Here is a 25,692-nt window from a genome sequence, read left to right on the forward strand (position 1 = left end):
TTCAATATTTTTGCACAATGATTTCTAAAAACGCCATTTTCAATATTAAAAACAATGCCGAGTTTGAGGCATTAGCACTTGATATCTTTAGATTTCAGTTTGAAAACAATGGTGTTTATCGTTCATTTTGCGACCTACTTTACAAGCATCCTTCAGACATAAAAAGTCTTACCGAAATTCCTTTTTTACCTATTCAGTTTTTTAAAACACATAACGTTTTAAGTTCTATGGCTAAAGTTGAAAAAATCTTTACCAGTTCTGGCACAACAGGAAGCACAACTAGTAAGCACCAAGTTACCAACCTAAGCATATACGAGGAAAGCTATTTAAAAGGCTTTACATATTTTTATGGCAATATTGAAGATTATGTGGTATTGGCTTTATTGCCTTCTTACTTAGAACGCGATGGCTCATCACTTATTTATATGGTAGATGATTTAATACAAAAATCTAATCATCCTGAAAGTGGGTTTTACCTCAATAATCTTCAAGACCTTGCTAAAACACTAAACAGACTTGAAGCTAAAGGACAAAAAACTCTTTTAATCGGTGTTTCTTTTGCTCTGTTAGATTTAGTTGAACAGTTTCAATTTAGCCTAAAACACACCATTGTAATGGAAACTGGTGGCATGAAAGGCAGAAGAAAGGAAATCATACGACAAGAACTGCATGACAAGCTTCAAAAAGGTTTTGGCATTAATCAAATACACAGCGAATATGGTATGACTGAACTTCTGAGTCAAGCTTATTCTAAAGGTTATGGTATTTTTGAATGTCCTCCTTGGATGAAAATTTTAACAAGAGATACTGAGGACGCTTTAACAATATTACCAACCAACAAAACAGGTGGTATAAATATTATAGACTTAGCCAACGTCAACTCTTGTGCCTTTATTGCTACACAAGATTTAGGCAAAACTTCAGAAAATAATCAATTTGAAATTATTGGCAGGTTTGACAACTCTGATATTAGAGGTTGTAATTTAATGGCCTTGTAAGGTTTCTGCAACTATTACGACTAAACAATTGCTATCGAAAAGAGAGATTTTCAATAGTTGATTGATTGGTTAGATGTGCCCAAAAGAGATTTTGGGCACTTTTATTTAGTCAATCTTTATGATATAGGTGTTTTTCTTTCCTTTATTTAGTATAATATATGTATCGTTTATTAAGTCTTCAGAAGATAATTGGTAATCTTCTTTTACTTTTTCTTTGTTGACTGAGATTGAATTTTCTTTTAAAGCACGTCTTGCTTCACCATTAGAATTCAAGAAATTAGTTTTTGCTGCCAAAGCACCAATCATATCTAAACCTTCATTAAACTCATCTCTTGAAATAAAAGCTTGTGGCACACCTTCAAAAACATCTAAAAAGGTAGCTTCATCTAATGTTCTAATATCTTCTTTAAAAGACTTGCTAAACAAAATGCTTGATGCTTTTTCGGCATTTTCAAAATCCTCTTTAGAGTGTACCATTATGGTAATTTCTTCTGCTAATTTCTTTTGTAATGCTCTTAAGTGAGGTGCTTCTGCATGTGTTTTTACTAAATCAGAGATTTCTTCCTCTGTTAAAAACGTAAAGATTTTAATGTACTTCTCCGCGTCGTCATCACTAGAGTTTAACCAATATTGGTAAAATTTGTACGGCGATGTTCTTTTGGCATCTAACCAAATATTACCTCCTTCGGTTTTACCAAATTTAGTACCATCTGCCTTGGTAATTAATGGACAGGTTAAAGCATAACCTTTACCTCCACCAATACGACGAATCAACTCTGTACCTGTGGTAATATTTCCCCATTGATCACTTCCTCCCATTTGTATAGAACAATTGTTCTCTCTGTACAAATGCAAAAAGTCATACCCTTGTACTAATTGATATGTAAATTCTGTAAACGACATTCCTTCTTTAGCCTCAGAACTTAAACGCTTTTTCACAGAGTCTTTAGCCATCATGTAGTTAACTGTAATGTGCTTACCTACATCTCGTATAAACTCTAAAAACGAAAACTCTTTCATCCAGTCGTAGTTGTTTACTAAAACGGCTGAATTAGCTTCATCACTATCAAAATCTAAAAATCTAGATAATTGATTTTTTATAGCTTCTTGATTATGACGCAGTGTTTTTTCGTCTAATAAGTTTCGTTCTGCAGATTTTCCTGATGGATCACCAATCATTCCAGTAGCACCACCAACCAAGGCATAAGGTTTGTGACCTGCTAACTGAAAATGGCGTAACATCATAACACCAACTAAGTGACCAATATGTAATGAATCTGCTGTAGGATCTATACCTACATAAGCACTTTGCATACCCTCTAATAAATGTTCTTCTACTCCTGGCATGCTTTGGTGCAACATACCTCTCCATGTTAATTCTTCAACAAAATTCTTCATTATATATAGTGTGTGTTAGATAAGAGCAAAGATATGTTTCCACATTAAAAGACAAAAGACAATTTTAACGTAATTTTACTTCGGCTACGCTCAGTAACCAAACATGAATTTAAGAATACTTTTTTGATGATATTAGTTACAGGAGGAACAGGATTAGTAGGCTCACATTTGCTTTACAAGTTGGTCTCAAATGGACAAAATGTACGTGCAATTTACAGACGTGAAAAAACTTTAAAGCGCGTTGCTCATGTTTTTGGTTATTTTTCTGATAATGCTGAAAACTTATTTAATTCTATTGACTGGGTAGAAGCAGATCTCAATGATATACCAAAACTTCAGAAAGCTTTTGAGGGTATTACACATGTGTATCATTGTGCAGCTTTTGTTTCATTTGAACCTAACAAATACCATCAATTACGAAAAATTAATATAAAAGGCACAGCAAACATTGTTAATCTGTGTATCAGTTATTCCGTTAAAAAACTATGTTATGTAAGTTCAATAGCTGCCATTGGACATCATGAAGATTCATCAAAACTTATTACCGAACAAACAGCCTGGAATCCTGAAGACGATAACAGTGTCTATGCCATTACTAAATATGGTGCAGAACTCGAAGTTTGGCGTGGCACACAAGAAGGTTTGGATGCTGTTATTGTTAATCCTGGAATTATACTTGGTGCTGGCTATTGGAAAGGTGGTAGTAGCGGCAATTTATTCAGAAAAATACATGAAGGCATGAAATACTATGTGAATGGAGTTGTTGGGTATGTTGATGTATTTGATGTAGTTGACGCTATGGTTTTGCTTATGAATAGCAACATTAAAAATGAAAATTACATTTTAGTTTCCGAAAATCTCAGTTTCAAAGATTTTCAATATAAAGTAGCAAAGAAGCTAAATGTAAAACCACCTATAAAAGAAGCTAAACCATGGCTTCTTAATATTGTTTGGCGTTTAGATTGGTTAAGACATAAACTTACTGGCTCTAGGAGAAGCTTTGTAAAGCATACCGCAAAATCTGCCATTAGCATTACCAAATATGATAACTCAAAAATTAAAAACGCACTAGGTTTTAAGTTTAAACCTATTGATCAATCCGTAAAAGAAGTTTGTGAGTTATATCTGAAAGATTTGTAGTTAATGCAAAACTAACTATTACTCACCTCTTTTTTTAAAGCTTTTTTTATAGAATCTCGCCTCTTTTCATTAACTCTATTAATAGAATCTCGTCTTCGTTTGGCCTCTTTACTTGCTTTTTTTTCAGCGTCTTCGTAAGCCTCTTTATCCTTCTCTAATCTCGCCTTTATTTTCTCTACCATTATTTTGTACAAGTCTGGATCATAAGCATAATAAGCATTGCTTTGGGCAAATTGAGTACTGTCTATTTGATGCTTATTTAAAACATAAGACTCTGGTACAATTCCCTTGTCCTCCAATAGTTTTCTATTAACACCTTTAGCCGCATTTATTACATACAGATCGTAAAGAATTTTTTCCATCTTATCTTTTGATATAAGATTACTTGGCTTTGGTGGTCTATTTTCACTTTTACAAGAAAAAACCAAAGCCAACAAAACTATTATGAACAGGTATTTTTTCATCTATTAAAGGTTAATCGTTTTGAAGCTTTAACGTTTAATACTTTAAAATTGTTGTAAACCAACTGTCCATTTAAAATGGTATGTGTTACTCTACTTTTAAAGGTATTGCCTTCAAAAGGAGACCACCCACATTTATACAAAATATTACTCTTATTTACTGTCCAAGGACTATTGAGATCTACAATAACTAAATCAGCAAAATACCCTTCTTTAATATAGCCGCGTTTTTCTACATCAAAAAGAATAGCAGGATTATGACATGCTTTTTCTACAATCTTTTCGATAGAAATTTTGCCTTGATGATGCATTTCTAACAACGCTACCAGAGCATGTTGTACTAACGGTCCACCCGAAGGTGCGCTAGTATATGGATTATTTTTTTCCTCAAGAGTATGTGGTGCGTGGTCTGTTGCTATAACATCAATTCTATCGTCGAGTAATGCCTTAAGTAATTGTTCTCTGTCCTTAGATGTTTTTACTGCAGGATTCCACTTTATATGACTTCCTTTTTTAGCATAATCTTCATCTGAAAACCATAAATGATGGATGCAAACCTCTGCGGTTATCTTTTTATCCTTTAATGGAATTTTGTTTGAAAACAGACTCGTTTCTTTTCCTGTTGACAGATGAAACACATGTAATCTGGCACCAGTTTTTTTTGCTAGCTCAATAGCCTTGGAAGATGATAAATAACAAGCTTCTTCACTTCTTATTACTGGATGCTTTTCCATAGGAATATCATCACCAAATTCCGCTTTGTATTTCGCTAGATTTTCTCTTATGGTAGCCTCATCTTCGCAATGTACTGAGATAACCATATCTGTGCTAGAAAATATCTTTTCGATAACTTTTGGGTCATCTACCAACATGTTTCCTGTAGAAGAACCTAAAAACAATTTTAAACCCGCTACCGTTTTTGGATCTACTTTTAAAATTTCATCTAAATTGTCATTGGTTCCACCAAACATAAAAGAATAGTTGGCGTATGAGGTCTCTGCTGCAATAGCAAACTTTTCTTCTAGTTTTTCTACTGTTGTTGTTTGAGGATTCGTATTTGGCATCTCTATAAACGATGTAATACCGCCTGCCAATGCTGCTTTAGATTCTGTTTCTATATTGGCCTTGTGTGTTAAACCAGGCTCTCTAAAATGTACCTGATCATCTATCATACCTGGTAATACATAGTTACCTTCAGCATCTATCACAGTTATATCAGCAGACTTAACGCTTATAGAACTATCTATTTCTTTTATAATATCTCCTTCTACAAGTATATCACCTTCAATCGTTTTTCCTTCGTTTACGATTTTAGCATTTTTTATGAGGATTTGTCGTTTCATTCTTCCTAAGACTTAGTAAATAAACTTTTCAATTTTAAACTAATAACTCCAAAAATAGCTTCAGAAATAATACTTCCACTCATTTTTGATTTTCCTTTAATTCTATCCTTAAAAATAACAGGAATTTCAACAATTTTAAAGCCTTTTTTATAGGCTTTAAATTTCATTTCAATCTGAAAAGCATAACCCACAAATTTTATTTTATTTAAAGCTATGGACTCTAAAACTTTCCTCTTGTAACAAATAAAACCTGCTGTAGAATCCTTTACTTTCATACCTGTTATAAATCTTACATAGCGTGAAGCACCGTAAGACAATAATATTCTAGATAATGGCCAATTAACCACAGTAATTCCTTTAACATATCTAGAGCCAACTGCGATATCTGCTCCATTACTTGCGCAAGCACCATACAACTTTATTAAATCATTTGGATTGTGTGAAAAGTCAGCATCCATTTCAAAAATAAAATTATACGAATGTTCTAATGCCCATTTAAAACCTGCTATGTAAGCTGCTCCTAAGCCATTTTTTTTGTCACGTTGTAAGAGGTGGAGCTGCTCAGAGTACTCATCTTGCATAGACTTTACCTTATCGGCTGTTCCGTCTGGAGAATTATCATCTACAACCAGTACATGAAATGACTTATTTTGTGAAAATACGGATTTTAAAATAGTTTCTATATTTTCAATCTCATTATATGTTGGAATGATAACAAGTGCGTCAGACATGCAAATACTTTTAAAAAAACTAGATTATTTTGTAACTGATAGAATTTTGACAAATGTAAAGTTTTTAGTGGATTAAAAACTGTTATAGCTTTATTAAGATTTTAATTATGTAAAGCCTTATTTTCTTTATAATTTAGCAATATGAGGGATTATGTTACTCACGAGTGGTTTACAATACTTACTGTTTTTGGGATTTTTGCCATAGCTGTGGCAAAGTACCTCAACACATTACGTTTTGGTGATTTTATATCTATAATAGGAAATTCTAAATACCTGAAAATCTATAGTAAGGACCAAAAATTTATAGATCCTTTTGATGGTTTACTATTTCTTAACCTTGCTTTTTCAGGAAGTATCTTTTTGTTTTTTTGCTACTCAACTTTTGTGTCTCCGCTAACATTTGAATTAATATCATTTTTAAAATTACTCTTAGCCGTAGCAACAGTTGTTATTATAAAAACACTTTTAGAACGACTCATTGCAAGTCTATTTGAGATTGATAGCATTATTGATGCCTACCTGTTTCAAAAAATCACATTTCTTAATTATTCTGGATTGGTTTTAATAATCACTAACTTACTCTTACTCTATACCATTACAAATCCTAAAATTGTAATAATTACAAGTTTTGTTGTGATTTTTTTAATAAATCTTATTGGGTTTATGACTTCATTCAGAAACTATCAAAAAATAATAAATCCCAATTTTTTCTATTTTTTATTGTATCTTTGCGCTCTCGAAATCGCACCTTATGTGCTTTTATACAAGGTGATTAGCGAGTATAACGTTTAAAATAAAGGGGTTTATATATGAAAGTGAAGACGATTTTAGTATCGCAACCAGAACCTAAAATAGAGAATTCTCCGTACTTTGACTTGCAAGAGAAGCAAAAAGTAAAAGTAGACTTTAGACCTTTTATACATGTAGAAGGTGTTTCAGCAAAAGAAATCAGACAACAAAAAATAGATCTTAGCAAGTTTACTGCTATTATACTTACTAGTAGAAATTCAGTAGATCATTTCTTTAGAGTTGCAGACGAAATGCGCTTTAAGGTACCAGATACTATGAAATACTTCTGTCAGTCTGAAGCTGTTGCTTATTACTTACAGAAATATGTGGTTTACAGAAAGCGTAAAATATATGTTGGTAAACGTACTTTTGAAGACTTAACACCTCTAATCAAAAAGTATAAGGACGAAGCATTTCTATTACCTACCACAGATAAGGTAAAACCTATTATACCTGAAACTTTAGATAGTTTAGAGGTAAATTGGAAACAAGCTACATTTTATAAAACTGTAATTAGTGATTTATCTGATTTAGCTAATGTTTATTATGATATCTTAGTATTTTTTAGTCCTTCTGGCATTGAGTCTTTATTCCACAACTTCCCTGACTTTAAGCAAAATAATACGCGTATCGCAGTATTCGGAAACACAACAATAAAAGCTGTAAAAGAAAAAGGGTTACGTGTAGATATTGCAGCACCAACTCCAGAAACACCTTCAATGACTATGGCCCTACAGAAGTACATTGACAGTGTTAACAAAGGAAAATAACCTTATTTAATTTAAAACTTAACATAAAAAAAGCGATTCTAATAATTAATTAGAATCGCTTTTTTTTATCTATTAATATTTTATTTTAAAATGCATAACGTTGCGGACCACCTCTTCTTATTTCTTCAGAAGCATAAGACTCAAACTTCTTAAAGTTATCTCTAAATGCATTAGCTAATTTAAATGCCATTTTATAATAAGCTTCATCATCATTCCAAGTAGTTCGAGGACTCAGCACCTCTGTTGGTACTCCAGGACATTTTCTTGGTTGAGCTACGCCAAATACAGAATGAATATGGTAATGATCATAGTCATAAAGACCTAAATCCCCATTTAATGCAGCATTAATCATAGCACGTGTGTACTTTAATTTCATACGTGTACCTACACCATAAGGACCTCCTGTCCAACCAGTATTTACTAACCAAACATTAACACCAGCCTCTTTCATCTTTTTGCTTAACATATCAGCATATTCTGTTGGATGTAATGGCATAAATGGCGCGCCAAAACAAGCAGAAAACGATGGCTGTGGTTCTACTACACCAGCTTCAGTACCTGCTACCTTTGCCGTATAACCAGAGATGAAATGGTACGCTGCCTGTGCAGGAGTTAGCTTTGAAATTGGAGGTAAAACACCAAAAGCATCTGCTGTTAAAAAGAAAATATTTTTTGGATTTTCACCAATTGAAGGTGTCTTAATGTTTTCAATATGATAAATAGGATAGCTTACTCTTGTATTTTGAGTTATAGATGTATCGGCAAAATCTACATTGCCTTTATCATCCATAATTACATTCTCTAAAATCGCTCCTTTCTTAATAGCACCAAAAATTTCTGGTTCTTGCTCTTCTGAAAGGTTAATAACCTTAGCATAACAACCACCTTCAAAATTGAAAACAGTGTTTTCACTAGTCCAACCATGCTCATCATCACCAATTAAGCTACGGTTTGCATCTGTAGACAATGTTGTCTTACCTGTACCCGACAGCCCAAAGAAAATAGCAGTATCGCCATCTTTACCAACATTAGCACTACAGTGCATTGGTAATGTATTTTTAAAAACAGGTAATTCAAAATTTAAGGCAGAAAAAATACCTTTTTTAATTTCACCTGTATAACCTGTTCCACCAACTATAGCAGTCTTTTTTGTGAAATTTAATATAGCAAAGTTATGCTGACGTGTACCATCTATCTCTGCGTCTGCCATAAAACCCGGAGCATTAATTACAGTCCACTCAGGTGAAAAGTCTTTTAATTCTTCTTCTGTAGGACGTAAAAACATATTATATGCAAATAAATTACTCCATGGATATTCGTTAATTACTCGAATATTTGTTCTGTAATTAGGATCTGCACAAGCATAACAGTCTCTAGCATAAATTTCTTTGTTAGAAAGGTAATTTGTGATTTTGTTGTAAAGCTTATCGAACTTATCACTATCAAAAGGAATGTTGATATTTCCCCACCAAATCTTATCTTCAGTAATATTATCTTTAACGATAAAACGATCCATAGGAGATCGTCCTGTAAACTCACCTGTATTAACAGCAAGTGCGCCTGAAGATGCTTCAACCCCTTGACCTTTGTCAATGGTCTCTTTATGAAGTTGATCTGGAGTCATTTGATAGTGAATGTTGGCACCTTTAATGCCGTAGTTTTCTAACGAAATCGTTTTCGTTGAAGGAGTATGGTTTACCATAATTTTTGTGTTGTTTAGGCTGCAAAATTATAACTTTATTTTAAAAAGACACGGCTAAACTGCATTAATCGACCTTATTTTTTATAATACCGATTAATACCATTATCCAAGATAAAATTAACAACAAACCTCCCACTGGTGTAATCATAGCAATAGTCTTAAAATCAAAACTTGAGAGCTCATTAGTTGCTAAGCCGTATATAGAGCCAGAAAAGAACAAAACACCAATAATAACGAGATAAAAAATGATTTTCTTTGTCTTTAAATCCACAAAAGAAGTGCCTCCAACAATCAAAAGAAAAAAGGCATGATATATTTGATAGCGTACACCTGTTTCAAACGTATTTACAGCATCAGCATCAACCAATTTTTCTAAGCCATGCGCGCCAAAAGCACCTAAAACTATTCCTAAGATTCCTAAAATTGTTCCTGCTACTAATATGCTTTTGTTCATAAGTAAAGTGTGTTTTTGGTTTCTTTTGCTTAGTGTATTTATTACTTTCGTGCAATACAAAATTAGTCATATAAACCCACTATGCGAAAGATTTTAATCATTGGTGCAGGAAAATCTTCATCATACCTTATAAAATATTTATTAGACAAATCTCAGTCTGAAAATCTTCAGATTACCATTGGAGATCTTAATGTTGAAAATGCCAAAAAGCTAGTCAGCTACCATACTGATGTAAACATCATCCACTTAGATGTTTTTGATTCAAACTCAAGAACTGAAGCGGTTAAAAATGCTGACATTGTTATTTCTATGCTGCCTGCTCGTTTTCATATTGAAGTAGCGAAAGATTGTATTACTTATAAAAAGCATATGGTAACTGCGTCTTATGTGAGTAAAGAAATGGAAGCTTTAGATGATGATGCAAAAGCTAACAATCTCGTTTTTATGAATGAAATAGGTGTGGATCCTGGTATAGACCATATGAGCGCCATGCAAGTTATTGACCGTATTAGAGATAATGGCGGCAAAATGATTTTGTTTGAATCTTTTACTGGTGGTCTGGTTGCTCCTGAAAGTGATGACAACCTTTGGAACTATAAGTTTACATGGAACCCAAGAAATGTTGTTGTTGCAGGACAAGGCGGAGCCGCTAAATTTTTACAGGAAAAACAGTTTAAATATATTCCTTACGGTAGATTATTTAGACGTACAGAGTTCTTAGATATTGATGGCTATGGTCGCTTTGAAGCTTATGCTAACAGAGATTCTTTAAAATATCAACATGTTTATGGTTTAGACCATGTACGTACTTTATATCGAGGCACTATGAGACGTGTTGGTTTTAGTAGAGCATGGAATGTCTTTGTGCAATTAGGAATGACCGATGATAGCTACACTATAGATGATAGTAAAAACATGAGCTACAGAGACTTTGTTAATGCGTTTTTACCATACAGCCCAACAGACTCGGTTGAACTTAAGTTTAGACACGCACTTAAAATTGATCAAGATGATATTGTGTGGGATAAGTTTTTAGAACTCGATCTTTTTAGTGCTGATAAAATGGTAGAATTAGACAAGGCAACTCCTGCCCAAATTTTGCAAAAGATTTTAATGGATAGCTGGACGCTAGACCCTGAAGATAAAGACATGATTGTAATGTATCACAAGTTTGGATACGAAATTAATGGAGAAAAGCGTCAAATTGATTCTACAATGGTTGTGGTCGGCGAAGACCAAACTTACACAGCCATGTCTAAAACAGTTGGTCTACCAGTGGCTATGGCTACGTTAGACATTTTAAACGGTAAGATAAAGACACCTGGTGTACAAATTCCTATTTCTAAAGAGGTTTACACACCTATTTTAGAAGAGCTAAAAGCTTATGGTGTATCATTTAAAGAAAAAAAAGTACCATATTTAGGCTACAACCCTCTTAATCTTTAAAATTTATAATCCTTTTCTTATTTTTAACTTTCAATTTAAAAGTCGACATCATGAAAGTTAATGATAAAGGTATTTACATAGACGGTATTGATAAAAAGATTCTAAGGGCCCTAATGGAAGATGCCAGAACTCCAATATTAGAAATTGCTAGAAATGTAGGTATCTCTGGCGCTGCCATACATCAGCGACTTAAAAAACTTGAAAAATCTGGACTCTTGGCAGGTTCTAAATTTATTATTAATCCAAAAGTTTTGGGTTATACTACAATGGCTTTTGTTGGTGTGTATTTAGATAAAGCCGTAAGTAATCCTGAGGCTGTAAAACAACTTCAGCGCGTACCAGAAGTTATAGAGTGCCATTACACTACTGGAGAATGGAGTATTTTCATTAAAATTTTATCTAAAGACAATGAACATTTAATGCATTTACTTAATACCGAAATTCAAGGTATTAAAGGCGTCTCCAGAACCGAGACATTTATTTCTTTACAACAACAAATAAACCGACAGATTAAAGTATAGTGGCTCTACATGTTAGCTAAACTGTTAAATAGACGCTAATTGTTTCATGCGTTTTAAATTCATTATTTATTTTTAAAATAATTGTCAATTTCTAAATTAACTAACTGATGACTTTTTTAAATAAAATAAAATGGATTCTTGGTATACTTTTGGTCTTTGTTTTAATTGCTACCACTAACCTTATTGATAGAAATAATTTTGTAAGAGTACGAGACTCTGTTGTAACAATTTATGAAGACCGATTAATCGCTAAAGAATTAATCTATGAAATGTCTAAATCGGTTAATGCCAAGGAAATTGCTCTTATTGCAAAAGATTCCAGTTTTTTTAATAAAAAAAATCAAACACTTAATACACAAATAGAGGGCATTTTATCACGGTTTGAAAAAACTAAACTTACACCAGAAGAGAGTAAAATATTTGAAGAGCTAAAATCAAACTTTAAAGCTTTATTTAACTCTGAAAAAAATGGATATGCCTCAAATTCAGAAAACAACTTAACCGCTACAGGTTTAATTTCTAATATAAAGGACAATTTAGATAAATTATCAAAAATTCAAATTAGTGAAGGAAGTAAGCAGTTGGCAATAAGCAAAAAAGCTATTGATACCGTAGAGCTTTTTACACAAATAGAGATTTACTTGTTAGTGTTTCTTGCTATAGCTATTCAAATTATTATAATATATAATCCAAAAGAAAAACAATAACACAAAAATATTCTTAATCAAAAAAGCCCTGATTTCTCAGGGCTTTCTTTTCTTTCTATAATGGGTCTATTTAATCTCTAGACATAAAAATTCTTAAGATATACCAGAACAACAACATTAATGACGCAAATAAACCTAATGCTGCTGGCACGTATTGATCTACAGAATACTTGTTAACCATATTTGATGTTTGATATAAAATAGAGCCTCCTGCTAATAAACACATTCCTACAGAGAACCATAACCCAAGGTTAAAACCAAAAATTGTTCCTGCTATTATTAAACCTATAGCTATAAAAAAGCCAATGGTTAATCCTGTTTTTAAGAATGAAAAATCCGTTTTTGTAAGCAAAACCGCAGCAGAAAGACCTGTAAACAATGCTAATGTAACTATAGCTGCCTGGTTAAGAATCTCCGAACCAGAATCCATGTAGTAAGCTGCTATATATATCATTGGCACAAAGATTACAGCTTCAAAAAAGATGTAGATACCATAAGCCAAATATTGCATATTTCTATCTGTAGTTTTAAGCGCCATACCTTCAGCATAATTAGTTGCTAGCATAAATCCGCCTAAAAGCAATAACCACTTATAACCTTGTGTCATAGACATCATAAATTCAACAACTGTGTCACTCTGTAGCAATAAGTATTCAAAAAGAACGAAAGCTAAAACTCCTCCTGCAACATGAGTATAAGTCTTTTTATAAAAAGCTCCACGTTCTACTTCAGACAGGCTACTTACCATTACACGTTCTGGTAATTGATTTGGTATTTGGTTTTCCATAATTGATTGGTATTTATTTACTGCAATGTAAGTATTTATTTACTAATCCGAAGTAAAAAAGCCCTGATTTCTCAGAGCTTTCCGTTATTTTAAATTTACATGATTTATTTTTTAATCTCTACCACCAAACACTTGCAATGCCCAATATAATAATGAAGCTAATGCACCAATAGCAGCTACCAAATAGGTTCTTGCCGCCCATTTAAGAGCATCTTCAGAGCCTTTGTACTCATCTGGAGTTACCATGTTTTTAGCTTTTAACCAAGCCAACGCTCTGTTACTAGCATCATATTCTACAGGTAATGTTATAAAGCTAAATAGTGTTGCAAAGCCCATAAACACCAAACCTGCAACAGCTATCCAATAGCCTAATCCAACACCTGCAGCTGCACCTAAGATTAAACCTCCTATTACCAACCATTGAGACATACCAGAAGTAACACTAACTATTGGCACCAATGCAGAACGCATATCTAACGCACTATAAGCTTGTGCATGTTGAACAGCATGCCCAACCTCGTGCGCTGCTACAGCGGCCGCTGCAGCATTACGCTGATTGTATACTGCCTCACTAAGATTTACTGTTTTATTTTTTGGATTATAGTGGTCTGTTAATTGTCCTGGTGTAGAAATTACCTCAACATCATAAATCCCATTATCTGCTAACATCTTTTCAGCAATCTCTCTTCCAGACATACCATTTCTCAACTGAACTTTAGAATACTTAGCAAATTTACGTTTAAGTTGATTACTAACTAACCAGCTCACCAAAGCAATGGCACCAATTAGTACGTAATATCCCATCATTCCATTCATAGTTTTAAATTTTAATTTATGTAAATGTACTAAATGGAACGCAAAAAATAAGCCAAACTTGAGTTAAGAAATTTTGTCAGTAAAAGGTGTTACATTGCGTCAACAGACCAATTAAAAGCTTCAGCAATCTCTTCGTAAATAATTTTGCCATTGGCTATGTTAATTCCCTTTCTCAGGGATTGATCCTTTGCACAAGCAACTTCCCAACCTTGATTAGCTAATCTAAGCACATATGGCAAAGTAACGTTAGTTAGTGCTAAAGTCGACGTATATGGCACTGCGCCAGGCATATTTGCTACACAGTAATGCACAACGTCATCAATAATATAAGTAGGATCTTCATGAGTGGTTGGTTTTGAAGTCTCCACGCAACCTCCTTGATCTACTGCAACGTCCACTATTACAGTTCCTGGTCGCATTTCCTTAAGCATATCTCTGGTGATTAAGTTTGGTGCTTTTGCCCCTTTTAATAATACGCCACCAACTATTAAATCGTGATCCTTAATACGCTTTCTAATGTTGAATTCGCTAGAAAACTCCGTTACTACATGGTTTGGCATTACATCATTAACATAACGTAATTGCTTCATATTAATATCCATAATCGTTACATGGGCACCTAAACCTGCAGCCATTTTAGCGGCTTGTATACCTACAGTACCAGCACCAAGTACTAATACTCGTCCTGGTGGTACTCCAGGTACTCCACCTAATAAGACTCCACGTCCTTTAATAGGTTTTTCAAGATATTTTGCACCTTGTTGAATCGCCATACGACCTGCCACTTCAGACATTGGTGTGAGCAATGGTAATGAGCCATCTTCGTATTCAACTGTTTCATAAGCAATACAAACAGCCTTGCTTTTTAACATCGCCTTAGTTAAAGGTTCGCTAGACGCAAAATGAAAATAAGTGAATACCACATGATGTGGTTTAATAAAATCATATTCAACGGCAATAGGTTCTTTTACTTTTACAATCATTTCAGCAGAAGCGTAAACTTCATCTATAGTATCTAAAATAGTAGCTCCAACCTCTTTGTAATCTTCATCAAAAAAGCCGCTGCCTAAACCAGCATTTTTTTGGACATAAACAGTGTGACCATTTTTAATAAGTTCATAAACGCCAGCTGGTGTCATACCAACACGGTTCTCATTGTTCTTAATTTCCTTTGGGACTCCGATTTTCATATGATGTTGTATTGCGGTTAATAGCACTATGAAATACATTCAAAAAATCCACCTATCCAAATAATAGGGTGATTTGAGAGTCATTTTTACGGAATTGTGATTTTTAAGATATTTTTTTGAATTATTCCAAATAAACCGCTGTTTTTCAGAACAATAACTCAATAGACAAAATTATTATTTTTCCGATTAAAGGGAATCAACAATGTCACATAGAATATTTTCGAGGCACAAAGAAAAAGTACAAACAATTAAGAGTTCTCGATACAAAATTGCTTTATGGCAATTTCACTCGAACTGACGAAAACAGAAAAACAACAGAACGTCACATCGAGTGTTTCTGAGGTACGAAGAAAGGTGTTTAGATGTAATCTCTGATAGTTCTCGATACAGAATCGCTTTTGGCGATTTCACTCGAACTGACGAAACTTAATCAACAGCTAAAGTTACTTTTTCAACATGTTCATTTTTGAAGATAATAAGCAGATATTCCTTCTGAGATGAAAAGAAACTTGGTGGGTCTCCGATGTTATAAATAAAAGTGTCTTTTGATGAGTTGGATTGCGAATCTGGTTGACCTAAAATTTCGAAAACTTCGCTTTTAGGTTTACCTATTAAGAACTGAGACTCAATAAGATCATCCACCATTTTGTAGCGTGTTGTATAATTAGACTTCCAGTTCTCAGTTGTAAAACGTTCTTCAAATTGAAAAATAAGAGACATACTTATAACAAAGGCTAAAAAGAAAATCAAACCAATGGTGTTTTTTCTATCTAGCCTTAATTTCATAGTAATGTTATTAAACTTGGTATTCTATTTTCAGTATTGTTTTTAACACATTCTGACGCTATTTGTCGGAGCACCTGTCTGCCGAATAGGCAGGCTCGAACTGATGAAAACAATAAACCCTTACACGTCACATCGAGTATTTTGTGAGGAACGAACAAAATGTATCGAGATGTTTAAAAAACTACATCCTCAAATAGCTCTCGATACGAAATCGCCAAAAGCGATTTCACTCTAACTGACGTTTATTTTGAAAACGTTTTTAGTTACAACTAATTATGAGATTCCTGCTTCACTTCGACTTCGCTCAGTGACCAATGCAGGAATTGGTTACCCAACAATATTCACAATCTTACCTGGTACTACAATTACCTTTTTAGGTGTGCGACCTTGTAACTGTTCTTGTGTTTTTTCGTGCGCTAGCACTGTTTTTTCAATCTCATCTTTGCTCATATCTAATGGTAATTCTAACGTGAAACGCATTTTTCCATTAAATGAAATCGGATAATTTTTAGAACTCTCTACCAAATGTTTTTCTTCAAATTTTGGAAAAGGCGCTGTTGAAATAGACTCGTTATGTCCTAATTGCTCCCATAACTCTTCTGCAATATGTGGTGCGTAAGGTGAAATTAAAACCAATAACGGTTCTAAGATTTCTTTACTTGTACATTTTTGCGCTGTTAACTCGTTTACCGCAATCATAAACGTAGATACAGAGGTATTGAACGAGAAATTCTCGATATCTTCCTCAACCTTTTTTATGGTTTTATGAAGGGTTTTTAAGTTATCTTTTGTTGGCTCAGCGTTTGTAACTTTAAAACCATTGTCGTCGTTATACAACTTCCAAAGTTTTTTAAGGAAACCGTGCACACCTGTAATACCTGCTGTATTCCAAGGTTTGTATTGCTCTAATGGCCCAAGGAACATTTCATAAAGACGTAAACTGTCTGCACCATAATCTTCTACAATATCATCTGGATTAACAACATTGTATTTTGATTTTGACATTTTTTCGACGTCTCTAGCTAAAGTAAACTTGTCGAAATTATCATAGATAAACTCATACTCACTATATTCAGAGTACAAAGGATGATTTTTGAAATCTTCTATGATTAATTCATCTGATGAATTAACTAAATTTACATCGATGTGAATCTGCCTATCATCTCTACAACCAATTAGATATTCATCTTCATCTAAATATTTTAAATCCTCTTTATTTAAAATTTTCTCATAATAATCTTTACGCATTCTTAGGTTCAATGCCATTTTAGACATAGGTGTCTTAAACCAACTTGCAGAAATAAAGAAATTAGGAACTTCAATTCTTTTGATTTTCTCATACATATATCCAGATGGTCCTTTTCCATTATATGAAATTTGAATACTCAGCTTATTTAAAAATGCACTTGTACCAAGTATCATACCTTGGTTAATCAGCTTTTTAAATGGTTCATCAACACCAACAAAACCTCTATCTTGTAAAAACTTTACCCAAAAACGTGAGTACAATAAGTGACCTGTAGCGTGCTCGCTACCACCAATGTATAAATCAACATTCTCCCAGTACTTAAGCGCATCTTCAGTAGCAAAGGCTTCACCTCTTTTTGCTTGTTCTTCCATATAACGGAAGAAATACCAAGAGCTTCCTGCCCAACCTGGCATTGTATTTAATTCTAGTGGGTAGATGCCTTTAGATTCTGAAACAAGTTCAGAATGACAAACTGTGTTGGTATTAGTGTCCCAAGCCCAAACGTCTGCACGACCTAATGGTGGCTCGCCTTCTTCGGTTGGTAAGTATTTTTCAACTTCTGGTAAGGTTAATGGTAAATGTTTTTCGTCTATCATTTGCGGCATACCATCCTTGTAATACACTGGGAATGGTTCGCCCCAATAACGCTGACGACTAAACACAGCATCACGCAAACGGTAATTGGTTTTTCCTTCGCCTTGACCGATTTGTTCTAATTCGAAAATAGCACGTTTAGTAGCTTTTTTGTAGTTCATTCCATCAAGGAAATCGCTATTGGCAATCTTAACGTTGTCCTTAGATGCAAAAGCTTCTTCAGAAATATCTACTCCTTCAAAAATATTTGGTATCGGAATATTGAAATGTTTTGCAAAATCATAATCTCTTTGGTCTCCACAAGGCACAGCCATAACGGCTCCTGTGCCGTAACTTGCCAATACGTAATCTCCTATCCAAATCGGAATAGGTTCTTTTGTAAATGGATGCTCGGCATACGCACCTGTAAACACACCAGAAATGGTTTTTACATCTGCCATACGGTCACGTTCGCTACGTTTTGCAGTGGCTTTTATGTAGGCTTCAACCTCAGCTTTTTGTTCTGCTGTTGTGATTTGCGACACAAGCTCGTGCTCTGGTGCCAAGGTCATAAACGACACACCGAAAATGGTGTCGGGACGAGTTGTGAAGACTTCGATTTGAGACTTCTCGACTGCGCTCGAAGTGACAGCATCATTTGGAATAACATTGAAAGTCACAGAAGCACCTACAGATTTACCTATCCAGTTTTTTTGAATGTCTTTAAGCGCATCTGTCCAATCAATGGTATCTAAACCTTGAAGTAAACGTTCTGCATAAGCCGAAATACGCATACTCCATTGCGTCATTTTTTTACGAATTACAGGATGACCTCCACGTTCTGAAACGCCATTTACAATTTCGTCATTGGCTAAAACGGTTCCTAAAGCAGGGCACCAATTCACTTCGGTTTCTGCTAAATAGGTCAATCTGTATTTTAAAAGAATATCTTGTTTTTCAGTTTCTGAAAAAGCGTTCCATTCTTCAGCAGTAAACGGATTAATATCATCATCGCAAGCTGCATTTACATTGGCATTTCCTTCTGCTTCAAACATTTTGATTAAGGTATCAACATGTTCTGCTTTGTTGCTATCGTAGTTGTACCACGATTCAAACAACTGAATAAAAATCCATTGTGTCCATTTGTAATATTCCGGATTACTTGTACGTACTTCTCTACTCCAATCGAATGAAAACCCGATTTGGTCTAACTGACGACGATAGGTTGTTATGTTAGCCTCAGTTGTTACTGCAGGATGCTGACCTGTTTGTATCGCATACTGTTCCGCAGGTAAACCAAACGAATCGTAGCCTTGTGGATGCAATACATTAAACCCTTTATGACGCTTGTAACGTGCATAAATATCACTTGCTATATAACCAAGCGGATGCCCAACGTGCAAACCAGCTCCACTTGGGTAAGGGAACATATCTAATACGTAGTATTTTGGTTTATCGCTGTTATTAGAAGCTTTAAAGGTTTCGTTTTTTGCCCAGTAGTCTTGCCACTTTTTCTCTATGTCGTTGAAGTTGTATTTCATCTTCCTGTTTTCCTTGAATTGAGGTGCAAATTTAAACTTATTGACTGAGAATTAAAGTCTGAAACATAAAAATCTATGAAGATATGGATATTAAAAATTGAGCATCAACGCAACCTATGGGATATTTATTTCACTAAATTTGTACAACATAAATTCATAGAAAATATATGAGCGAAAACTTTGAGTCAATTCTCCAAGAACACGAAACCTTAAACAAACTTATAAAAGAAAAAGACCTTAATACGTTTACTAAGTTCCCTTCTAAAGACAACTTCAGTAGTGAATTTATAGATTGGTTAAGCCCAAAATACCAGGAGGCGTTTTTAGAAATTTACAATACACATTTAGGCACTAAAAAGGAAGCTAAAGTTGTTAAGCTAATAAACTCAACTTGGTTTTGCAATCCTGAAACTACCGAGAACATTGTTGAATTTTTACTTCCAAGACTAGAAGCCACGAAAGTACTGTCTCAAGAGTTAGCGAAGAAAATTGATGGCAACAAAGATTTAGAAGTTATTTTAAAAGTTAGTGACTCTTTAGTAAACAATGTGCTCACTTATGTGAATAAAGCAATTTTTGAGAAAGACCATCCAAAAATTCAAGAAAAGAAAAATGAAATTGTAGACAATTGTCTTGCAGTTTGTGATGAATTGAAAAGATATAAAGCCTCTAGTGAGATTGAATTTTCTATGTTTAATGGTATTTTAGATCGATTGAGAAGCATAAAAATGAATGAAACTCAACAACTCAGATACAATTCATTTTTGAAAAAATCTCAATCTTCTTCAAATAAATATGTAATTGTTACTGTTATTATCGTAATTATTGCTTTAATCAGACTAATAGCTAGATTTGCTAATTAATAATTAACCCACACTATATGGCATCATCTTTTGACAAGTATCAAAAACGAAAATTAATATCATCTTACATCTCTGTAGTTATCAGTATTGCATTGGTTTTATTCCTGTTAGGCTGCCTTGGTCTTTTGGTTATTAACTCTAAAAAAGTGGCTGATCACTTTAAGGAACAAGTGGTAATGACAATTTATTTGAATGACACAGCGAAAGAAGTTGAAGTTAATCAGTTGAAGAAAAGTTTGGCTATGGCAGACTATTCTAAAGAAGCCACTTATGTCTCTAAGGAAGAAGCTGCTGAAATGATGAAAGCAGAAACAGGTGAAGATTTTATGGATTTTGTGGGTTATAATCCGTTAAAAAATTCGATTGACGTATACTTAAAAGCTGATTTTGTAACAACTGAAAAGCTAAGTGAAATTTCTGAAAGTCTTTCAACCAAATCGTTTATTGAAGAAATAAAATATGACAACGACCTTGTAGAACTAATGAATGATAACGTGAAGAAAATTAGTTTTTGGGTACTTATCATTAGTGGATTATTTACATTAATTGCTGTATTATTAATTAATAGTTCTATCAGATTAGCAGTGTACTCAAAGCGATTTATCATTAAAACCATGCAAATGGTTGGTGCAACGAAGAGTTTTATTCGCAAACCGTTTGTTTGGAAAAGTGTTCAGCTTGGTATTATTGGTGCTATTGTAGCTTTAGCTGGTATGGCAGTTGTACTGTATTATTTAGACCAATATTTCCCAGAGTTAGAATTGCTTAGAAATACTGTTATGATTGCAGGTCTTTTTGTTGGTGTTTTTGTGTTGGGTGTAATCATCACTTGGATTAGCACCTTTATTGCCACACAACGTTTCTTGAATTTAAAAACAGATCAGCTGTATTATTAAATTTAGATTCTCTTAACGCAAAAGTTTTAAATAAAACTATTACTTTGCAACAATAATCCAATTCACATGGGCGAACAAAAACGTAAACAGCAATCTAAAGCAGAGTTTATCTTCGGAAAAAAGAACTATAAGTTTATGCTTATAGGTTTGGCATGTATTGTTATTGGTTTTATCCTTATGTCTGGTGGTGGGAGTGATGATCCCAATGTTTGGAGTCCTGATGTTTTTAGCTGGAGACGTATTCGCTTAGCACCTACTTTAGTACTTATTGGTTTTGGGTTTCAGGTGTATGCTATCCTATTGAATCCTGATAAAAAGAAATAGGTCATCCATTAATTTCTACAACGAATTGCTGGGTTATCTTCTTAAGATAGTCTTCTGTATTTATTAGAGCATCTTCAAAGTTTTTTGCTTTATCCATGATGGATGCACTATACTGTATACCTATATTTTGAAGTGCCTCTTGACTTAAATCTACACTACCACAAAATGTTGCTACTTTAACCCCTTTTGGCTTTGCAGATTTTAAAATACCATCTATTGCTTTACCAGAAAGTGTTTGGCTATCTAGCTTCCCTTCACCTGTAATGATCCAATCTGCGTTTTTTATTTTATTATCAAAATCGGCTATTTGTTTTACTAATTCTATTCCTGGTGATAGTGTTCCATTTAAAAAAGTAACGCAACCTGCACCCATTCCGCCAGCTGCTCCTGCTCCTTCAATGCCTTGAACATTTGTATTGAAATGAGCGTCTAAAACTTTTGAAAAACTTTGAAGGCCTTGATCTAAATATTCTATTTCACTTTTTGAAGCACCTTTTTGTTTTGCATATACATGCGCTGCACCATTTGTACCGAAAAGCGGATTAGTGACATCGCATGCTATTTGTATGCTAACTGATTTTAATTGTGAATCTACAATTGTATCATCAATAGATTTAATATTAATTAGCTCACTACCAATTGGCTTCACTTGGTTATTAGTTTCATCTAAAAAACGATATCCTAAAGCGGTTGCCATACCAATTCCGCAATCGTTAGTAGCACTTCCGCCAATTCCTAAAATGATGTGTTTTGCGCCTTTATTAATCGCATCTAGAATTAATTGTCCGGTACCAAAGGTTGTGGTATTCATACAATTTTGCTCTTCTTGTTTTAAAAGCTTTAAACCTGATGCTTCAGCCATTTCTATAAAAGCTGTTTTAGACTCTTCGGCATATAGATAGGTTGCCTTTATCTTATTAAATAACGGATTATTAACTTCAACTTGTATTGTGTATCCGTTAAGGTAATAATTAACAACTTCAATAGTACCATCACCTCCATCTGCTAATGGTACGTTAATGACTTCTGCATTGACGGTTTGCTTTAAAATTGGTGCTACGATGTTACAAAACTCTAAGCCTGTTAATGAGCCTTTATACTTGTCTGGTGCTAATACAATTTTCATTTTTTAGCTTAAAATGTTAGGTAAAAATGAACTTATTATAAGTATAAAAACAAAGAATGAAATTAGTATAATACTTTCCTTTTTAAATAGGTCTTTAAAGCTAACTTTATAGTCCATCTCTATTTGTTTTGCAGGTACTTTATGGGTTAATTTACTCACTAAAATGGCAACTAAAATTGCTATTATAAATCCTGTAAGATTGTACCAAATCCAAAAAATATCTGGCACATTATTATATCCTAAATCTGCTAATACTAAATGAATAGAATCTTGACCCGAATAAAACTGACCTTGTGTAAAAAAGTAGACTAACTCTGGTAAATATTTAAAAATAAGGTTTACTGCTACCGATGTTATAATAGCAGCATTCATACCAATATGATTAACTTTTTTTAAGAATATTGCAATAACAAAAGCGGCTAATATTGGCCCATAAAACAAGGATGTAATAGCATTAATAAGCTCGATAACTGTGCTTTGGCTATTACCAAAAAGATATGCTGCAAGTATACAAACTACACCCCAAAAAACAACAAGTCCTTTAGACAACACCATATAGCGTTTTTCGGACAGCTTGTTTTTTCCGCTATTAAAAAAATCTTCGATAGTTACAGCACTTAACGAATTAATGGTAGAACTTAACGAAGACATTGCTGCGGATAAGATACCAACCATTAAAATACCGATTAGTCCGTTTGGCAAATATTTGGTAATAAATACAGGCATCATTAAATCTGGTTTTATACCAGAAGCTGCATATTCTGCAGGATAATGCACACGCGTTGTTTCTTGTATGCTTTGGTAAAACTCTGGAATATTACTAACTAAATAGCCAATAATTAATCCCATAATACAGTATACCAATACTACAGGAAATCTTAGCAAACCGTTAGCCATTAAAAGTTTTCTAATTGTACCTTCATCTTTTGCAGATAACAAACGTTGTGCTTGGGTTTGGTCTGTACCGTAGTACGATAAATACAAAAACAAACCACCTAAAAGCATTGGCCAAAAACCATATTCTTCACCTTGGAAAATTCCTAAATTAGACAGGTCTATCACCTGTAATCTTTCGGTATTAAAACCTGTAAATGTTCCAGTATCTTTCATTAAGGAATAACCAACAATAAGGCAAATTATTAATCCTGAAAACAGAATTATCATTTGTATTGCGTCGCCCCAAACAACAGCTTTCATACCACCTTGATACGAATAAATAAGTGTTACAATACTTATAATAATTAACGTCCAATGAAAACTTATACCTACTACAGCTTGTATAATTAACGCCATAGTAAACACCATTACACCTGTTCCTAAAGCTCTACTAATTTGAAAAACAACACTAATTAATTTTCGAGTGGATTTAGAAAAGCGACGTTCTAAATATTCATAAATACTAACAATACCAGATTTGTATAAAGGCGGGATTATGAAAAACATTATACCAATCATAGCTAGAGGAACACCAAACTCAAAGGTTAACCATTTTAATCCTCCGTTAGCTTTTAAACCAACAAAAGCTGGTGCTGAAATAAAGCTAATGGCAGATAATTGGGTTGCCATAGTTGATAAACTTAGCGGAAACCAACCTAAGCTTTTTCCTCCTAAAAAATAATCTTTAGAATCTTTATTTTCTTTGAAGAAATAGCCCATAGCCACAAAACCTATGAGATAAACAATTATAATGGTGTAATCTAGCCAATTCATTTAGTTGCTTTTTAGTCTTTTAATAAATCTAGTAATAATGCTGCACTCCAAGAAAAGTTATTTCCTCCGTAACCAGCATTTTCTGTTACAGATTTTCTAGAATCGAAATATTCGTAGAAACCATATTTTTCGATTAGTGTTATAGAATCTTCTTTTACACGATTAGCAATATCTGTAAACCCATAGTTATTTAGTCCGTTATAAAGCATCCAATTAAGGTTTATCCAAATTGGTCCACGCCAATATTTTTTAGGGTTAAATCTATCACTTTCTGGATCGAAAGATGCACAAAGATAACGGTCTTCTCCTCCAAACTTTTTGATTAGCGTTTTTACCATTACGTCAGCATGTGCTTTTGTTGGTATATTGGAAAATAAAGGTGCAAAAGATGAAGACGACAGGTGTTCTATCTGCTTTTCATTTCTTAAATCGTAGTGTACGTAAGCCCCTAATTTTTCGTTATAAAGCTTTTCGTTAAATCTTGTTATTGCCTTTTCTTGCCAAGCTTTTAATGTACTTATTTTATCTTCGGAATCTCCAATCATTTCATACAACTCAATTAATGCTTCGTTAGATTTAATAAGCATAGCATTAAATAATGGGTCTTGCACTAAGAATGGTGATAGTTCTGCAATTTTTGCGTCATCGTAATTATGCGCTTTTGCAATTTCAATTAAATGAAGATAGTAGTCATACTCTCTATTTGTTGGTCTTTGTGCTGCATCTACGTGTGTGGTATCTCGTCTTTCAAACTTATAGTTTGGCGGATCCATAGTCTCCCAAATATCGTCCCAAATTGGTGAATTGTCTGTACCAGATTCCCAATTATGGTATATGAAGACTAACCCTTCTTGATTTGGGTCTCTGTGGTTGTAAAAATGTTGATGGTTAAAGAAAACTTTGTCTATGTTTTGCTTAATAAAATTTAGCATATTCTCTTTATCATCTACAATATCATAAATTTCTTTAAGCACAAATCCTAATACTGGCGGTTGTGTCATACCAGTTGTTCTGTGACTTTTTGATGCTAATGGATGAAGTTTTGATAAGTGAAAATCTGGACCAGGAAAATAGGTATCACTATCGTTATGAAATACAATGTGAGGAATAAATCCGTTTTCCCATTGCGCGCTTAATAACGCTTCTATTTCTCGTTTTGCTTTGTTACTATCGTAATGGGCAAATCCGATAGCTATGAAGCCTGAATCCCAATTCCATTGAAAAGGATATAAGCCTTCACAAGGTATTGTAAATCCTTTATCTTCATTAAAATTAGCATCGAGAATTTGTTTTGCTTTTTTTTGTAAGTTTTCTTTATTCATGGTTTGTGTTGTTGAAAATGATTGTAAAAAGAAAGCATTGACACTAACG

24 protein-coding genes are annotated in these 25,692 nt (G+C 33.7%); 10 read left to right on the top strand and 14 right to left on the bottom strand.

Annotation, left to right across the window (positions count from 1 at the left end):
- The first annotated feature begins 17 nt into the window (after positions 1-17).
- Entirely contained in the window at positions 18-998 is a 981-nt protein-coding gene (locus V1468_RS02605) for a LuxE/PaaK family acyltransferase (RefSeq protein ID WP_331808696.1), read from the top strand.
- 105 nt (positions 999-1,103) lie between these two features.
- Here the strand turns inward: V1468_RS02605 and tyrS are convergent, their stop codons facing one another.
- On the bottom strand, positions 1,104-2,396 hold the full coding sequence (gene tyrS / locus V1468_RS02610; protein WP_408647348.1) for a tyrosine--tRNA ligase: 1,293 nt from the start codon (positions 2,394-2,396) through the stop codon (positions 1,104-1,106).
- 126 nt (positions 2,397-2,522) lie between these two features.
- Between tyrS and V1468_RS02615 the strand changes: the two genes are divergently transcribed.
- On the top strand, positions 2,523-3,536 hold the full coding sequence (locus V1468_RS02615) for an NAD-dependent epimerase/dehydratase family protein (protein ID WP_331808697.1): 1,014 nt from the start codon (positions 2,523-2,525) through the stop codon (positions 3,534-3,536).
- 11 nt (positions 3,537-3,547) lie between these two features.
- Here V1468_RS02615 and V1468_RS02620 read toward each other — a convergent pair whose 3' ends face one another.
- The 3 genes from V1468_RS02620 to V1468_RS02630 are packed head-to-tail and all read right to left on the bottom strand — an operon-like array spanning position 3,548 to position 6,071.
- Entirely contained in the window at positions 3,548-4,000 is a 453-nt protein-coding gene (locus V1468_RS02620; RefSeq protein ID WP_331808698.1) for a DUF4296 domain-containing protein, read from the bottom strand.
- Entirely contained in the window at positions 3,997-5,340 is a 1,344-nt protein-coding gene (locus V1468_RS02625; RefSeq protein ID WP_331808699.1) for a dihydroorotase, read from the bottom strand. Before V1468_RS02625 ends, V1468_RS02620 begins: the two co-directional genes overlap by 4 nt.
- A 5-nt stretch (positions 5,341-5,345) precedes the next feature.
- The gene (locus tag V1468_RS02630; RefSeq protein WP_331808700.1) at positions 5,346-6,071 is read right to left on the bottom strand and encodes a polyprenol monophosphomannose synthase; all 726 of its coding nucleotides are present in this window, start codon (positions 6,069-6,071) and stop codon (positions 5,346-5,348) included.
- Positions 6,072-6,212: 141 nt separating this feature from the next.
- On the opposite strand from V1468_RS02630, the gene V1468_RS02635 reads away from it, so the two are divergent.
- Together V1468_RS02635 and V1468_RS02640 are read left to right on the top strand one after the other, a co-directional pair.
- Positions 6,213-6,863, top strand: coding sequence for a DUF4271 domain-containing protein (locus V1468_RS02635; protein ID WP_331808701.1), 651 nt, complete (start codon positions 6,213-6,215; stop codon positions 6,861-6,863).
- A 17-nt stretch (positions 6,864-6,880) separates the two neighbouring features.
- Positions 6,881-7,630 (top strand): uroporphyrinogen-III synthase, encoded by a 750-nt coding sequence (locus V1468_RS02640; RefSeq protein WP_331808702.1) that lies wholly within the window; start codon positions 6,881-6,883, stop codon positions 7,628-7,630.
- 85 nt (positions 7,631-7,715) lie between these two features.
- Here V1468_RS02640 and pckA read toward each other — a convergent pair whose 3' ends face one another.
- Entirely contained in the window at positions 7,716-9,332 is a 1,617-nt protein-coding gene (gene pckA / locus V1468_RS02645) for a phosphoenolpyruvate carboxykinase (ATP) (RefSeq protein ID WP_331808703.1), read from the bottom strand.
- 64 nt (positions 9,333-9,396) lie between these two features.
- Positions 9,397-9,786, bottom strand: coding sequence for a DUF423 domain-containing protein (locus tag V1468_RS02650; protein WP_331808704.1), 390 nt, complete (start codon positions 9,784-9,786; stop codon positions 9,397-9,399).
- Positions 9,787-9,867: 81 nt separating this feature from the next.
- On the opposite strand from V1468_RS02650, the gene V1468_RS02655 reads away from it, so the two are divergent.
- The 3 genes from V1468_RS02655 (at position 9,868) to V1468_RS02665 (ending at position 12,460) form a co-directional block, all read left to right on the top strand.
- Positions 9,868-11,232, top strand: a complete 1,365-nt coding sequence (locus V1468_RS02655) for a saccharopine dehydrogenase family protein (protein ID WP_331808705.1) — start codon at positions 9,868-9,870, stop codon at positions 11,230-11,232.
- Positions 11,233-11,282: 50 nt separating this feature from the next.
- Positions 11,283-11,753: an Lrp/AsnC ligand binding domain-containing protein gene (locus tag V1468_RS02660; protein WP_331808706.1), complete on the top strand. Its 471-nt coding sequence runs from the start codon at positions 11,283-11,285 to the stop codon at positions 11,751-11,753.
- Between the two features lie 107 nt (positions 11,754-11,860).
- Positions 11,861-12,460, top strand: a complete 600-nt coding sequence (locus V1468_RS02665; protein WP_331808707.1) for an MCP four helix bundle domain-containing protein — start codon at positions 11,861-11,863, stop codon at positions 12,458-12,460.
- Between the two features lie 70 nt (positions 12,461-12,530).
- On the opposite strand, the gene V1468_RS02670 is transcribed toward V1468_RS02665, so the two are convergent.
- From V1468_RS02670 to V1468_RS02690, 5 genes are all read right to left on the bottom strand, one after another.
- Positions 12,531-13,247, bottom strand: a complete 717-nt coding sequence (locus tag V1468_RS02670; RefSeq protein WP_331808708.1) for a Bax inhibitor-1/YccA family protein — start codon at positions 13,245-13,247, stop codon at positions 12,531-12,533.
- 111 nt (positions 13,248-13,358) lie between these two features.
- Entirely contained in the window at positions 13,359-14,054 is a 696-nt protein-coding gene (locus tag V1468_RS02675) for a zinc metallopeptidase (protein WP_331808709.1), read from the bottom strand.
- A 98-nt stretch (positions 14,055-14,152) separates the two neighbouring features.
- Positions 14,153-15,253: an alanine dehydrogenase gene (ald, locus tag V1468_RS02680; RefSeq protein ID WP_331808710.1), complete on the bottom strand. Its 1,101-nt coding sequence runs from the start codon at positions 15,251-15,253 to the stop codon at positions 14,153-14,155.
- A 426-nt stretch (positions 15,254-15,679) separates the two neighbouring features.
- The gene (locus V1468_RS02685) at positions 15,680-16,039 is read right to left on the bottom strand and encodes a hypothetical protein (RefSeq protein WP_331808711.1); all 360 of its coding nucleotides are present in this window, start codon (positions 16,037-16,039) and stop codon (positions 15,680-15,682) included.
- Positions 16,040-16,366: 327 nt separating this feature from the next.
- A complete protein-coding gene (locus V1468_RS02690) occupies positions 16,367-19,402 on the bottom strand; it encodes a leucine--tRNA ligase (protein ID WP_331808712.1) in 3,036 nt (1,011 codons plus the stop codon).
- A gap of 167 nt (positions 19,403-19,569) precedes the next feature.
- On the opposite strand from V1468_RS02690, the gene V1468_RS02695 reads away from it, so the two are divergent.
- From V1468_RS02695 to V1468_RS02705, 3 genes are all read left to right on the top strand, one after another.
- The gene (locus tag V1468_RS02695; protein ID WP_331808713.1) at positions 19,570-20,265 is read left to right on the top strand and encodes a hypothetical protein; all 696 of its coding nucleotides are present in this window, start codon (positions 19,570-19,572) and stop codon (positions 20,263-20,265) included.
- 17 nt (positions 20,266-20,282) lie between these two features.
- Entirely contained in the window at positions 20,283-21,161 is an 879-nt protein-coding gene (locus V1468_RS02700) for a cell division protein FtsX (RefSeq protein WP_331808714.1), read from the top strand.
- A 66-nt stretch (positions 21,162-21,227) separates the two neighbouring features.
- On the top strand, positions 21,228-21,485 hold the full coding sequence (locus tag V1468_RS02705; protein ID WP_331808715.1) for a DUF3098 domain-containing protein: 258 nt from the start codon (positions 21,228-21,230) through the stop codon (positions 21,483-21,485).
- Position 21,486: 1 nt separating this feature from the next.
- Here V1468_RS02705 and V1468_RS02710 read toward each other — a convergent pair whose 3' ends face one another.
- Genes V1468_RS02710 through V1468_RS02720 form a run of 3 tightly spaced genes read right to left on the bottom strand, consistent with a single transcriptional unit; the run spans position 21,487 to position 25,643 of the window.
- Positions 21,487-22,611, bottom strand: coding sequence for a glycerate kinase (locus tag V1468_RS02710; RefSeq protein ID WP_331808716.1), 1,125 nt, complete (start codon positions 22,609-22,611; stop codon positions 21,487-21,489).
- Positions 22,612-22,614: 3 nt separating this feature from the next.
- Positions 22,615-24,321, bottom strand: a complete 1,707-nt coding sequence (locus V1468_RS02715) for a sodium:solute symporter family transporter (RefSeq protein WP_331808717.1) — start codon at positions 24,319-24,321, stop codon at positions 22,615-22,617.
- Between the two features lie 11 nt (positions 24,322-24,332).
- Complete coding sequence (locus V1468_RS02720) at positions 24,333-25,643, bottom strand: MGH1-like glycoside hydrolase domain-containing protein (protein WP_331808718.1); 1,311 nt, start codon at positions 25,641-25,643, stop codon at positions 24,333-24,335.
- Between the last annotated feature and the right edge of the window lie 49 nt (positions 25,644-25,692).

The organism is Winogradskyella poriferorum, assembly GCF_036553625.1.
Taxonomy (GTDB): Bacteria; Bacteroidota; Bacteroidia; order Flavobacteriales; family Flavobacteriaceae; genus Winogradskyella; species Winogradskyella poriferorum.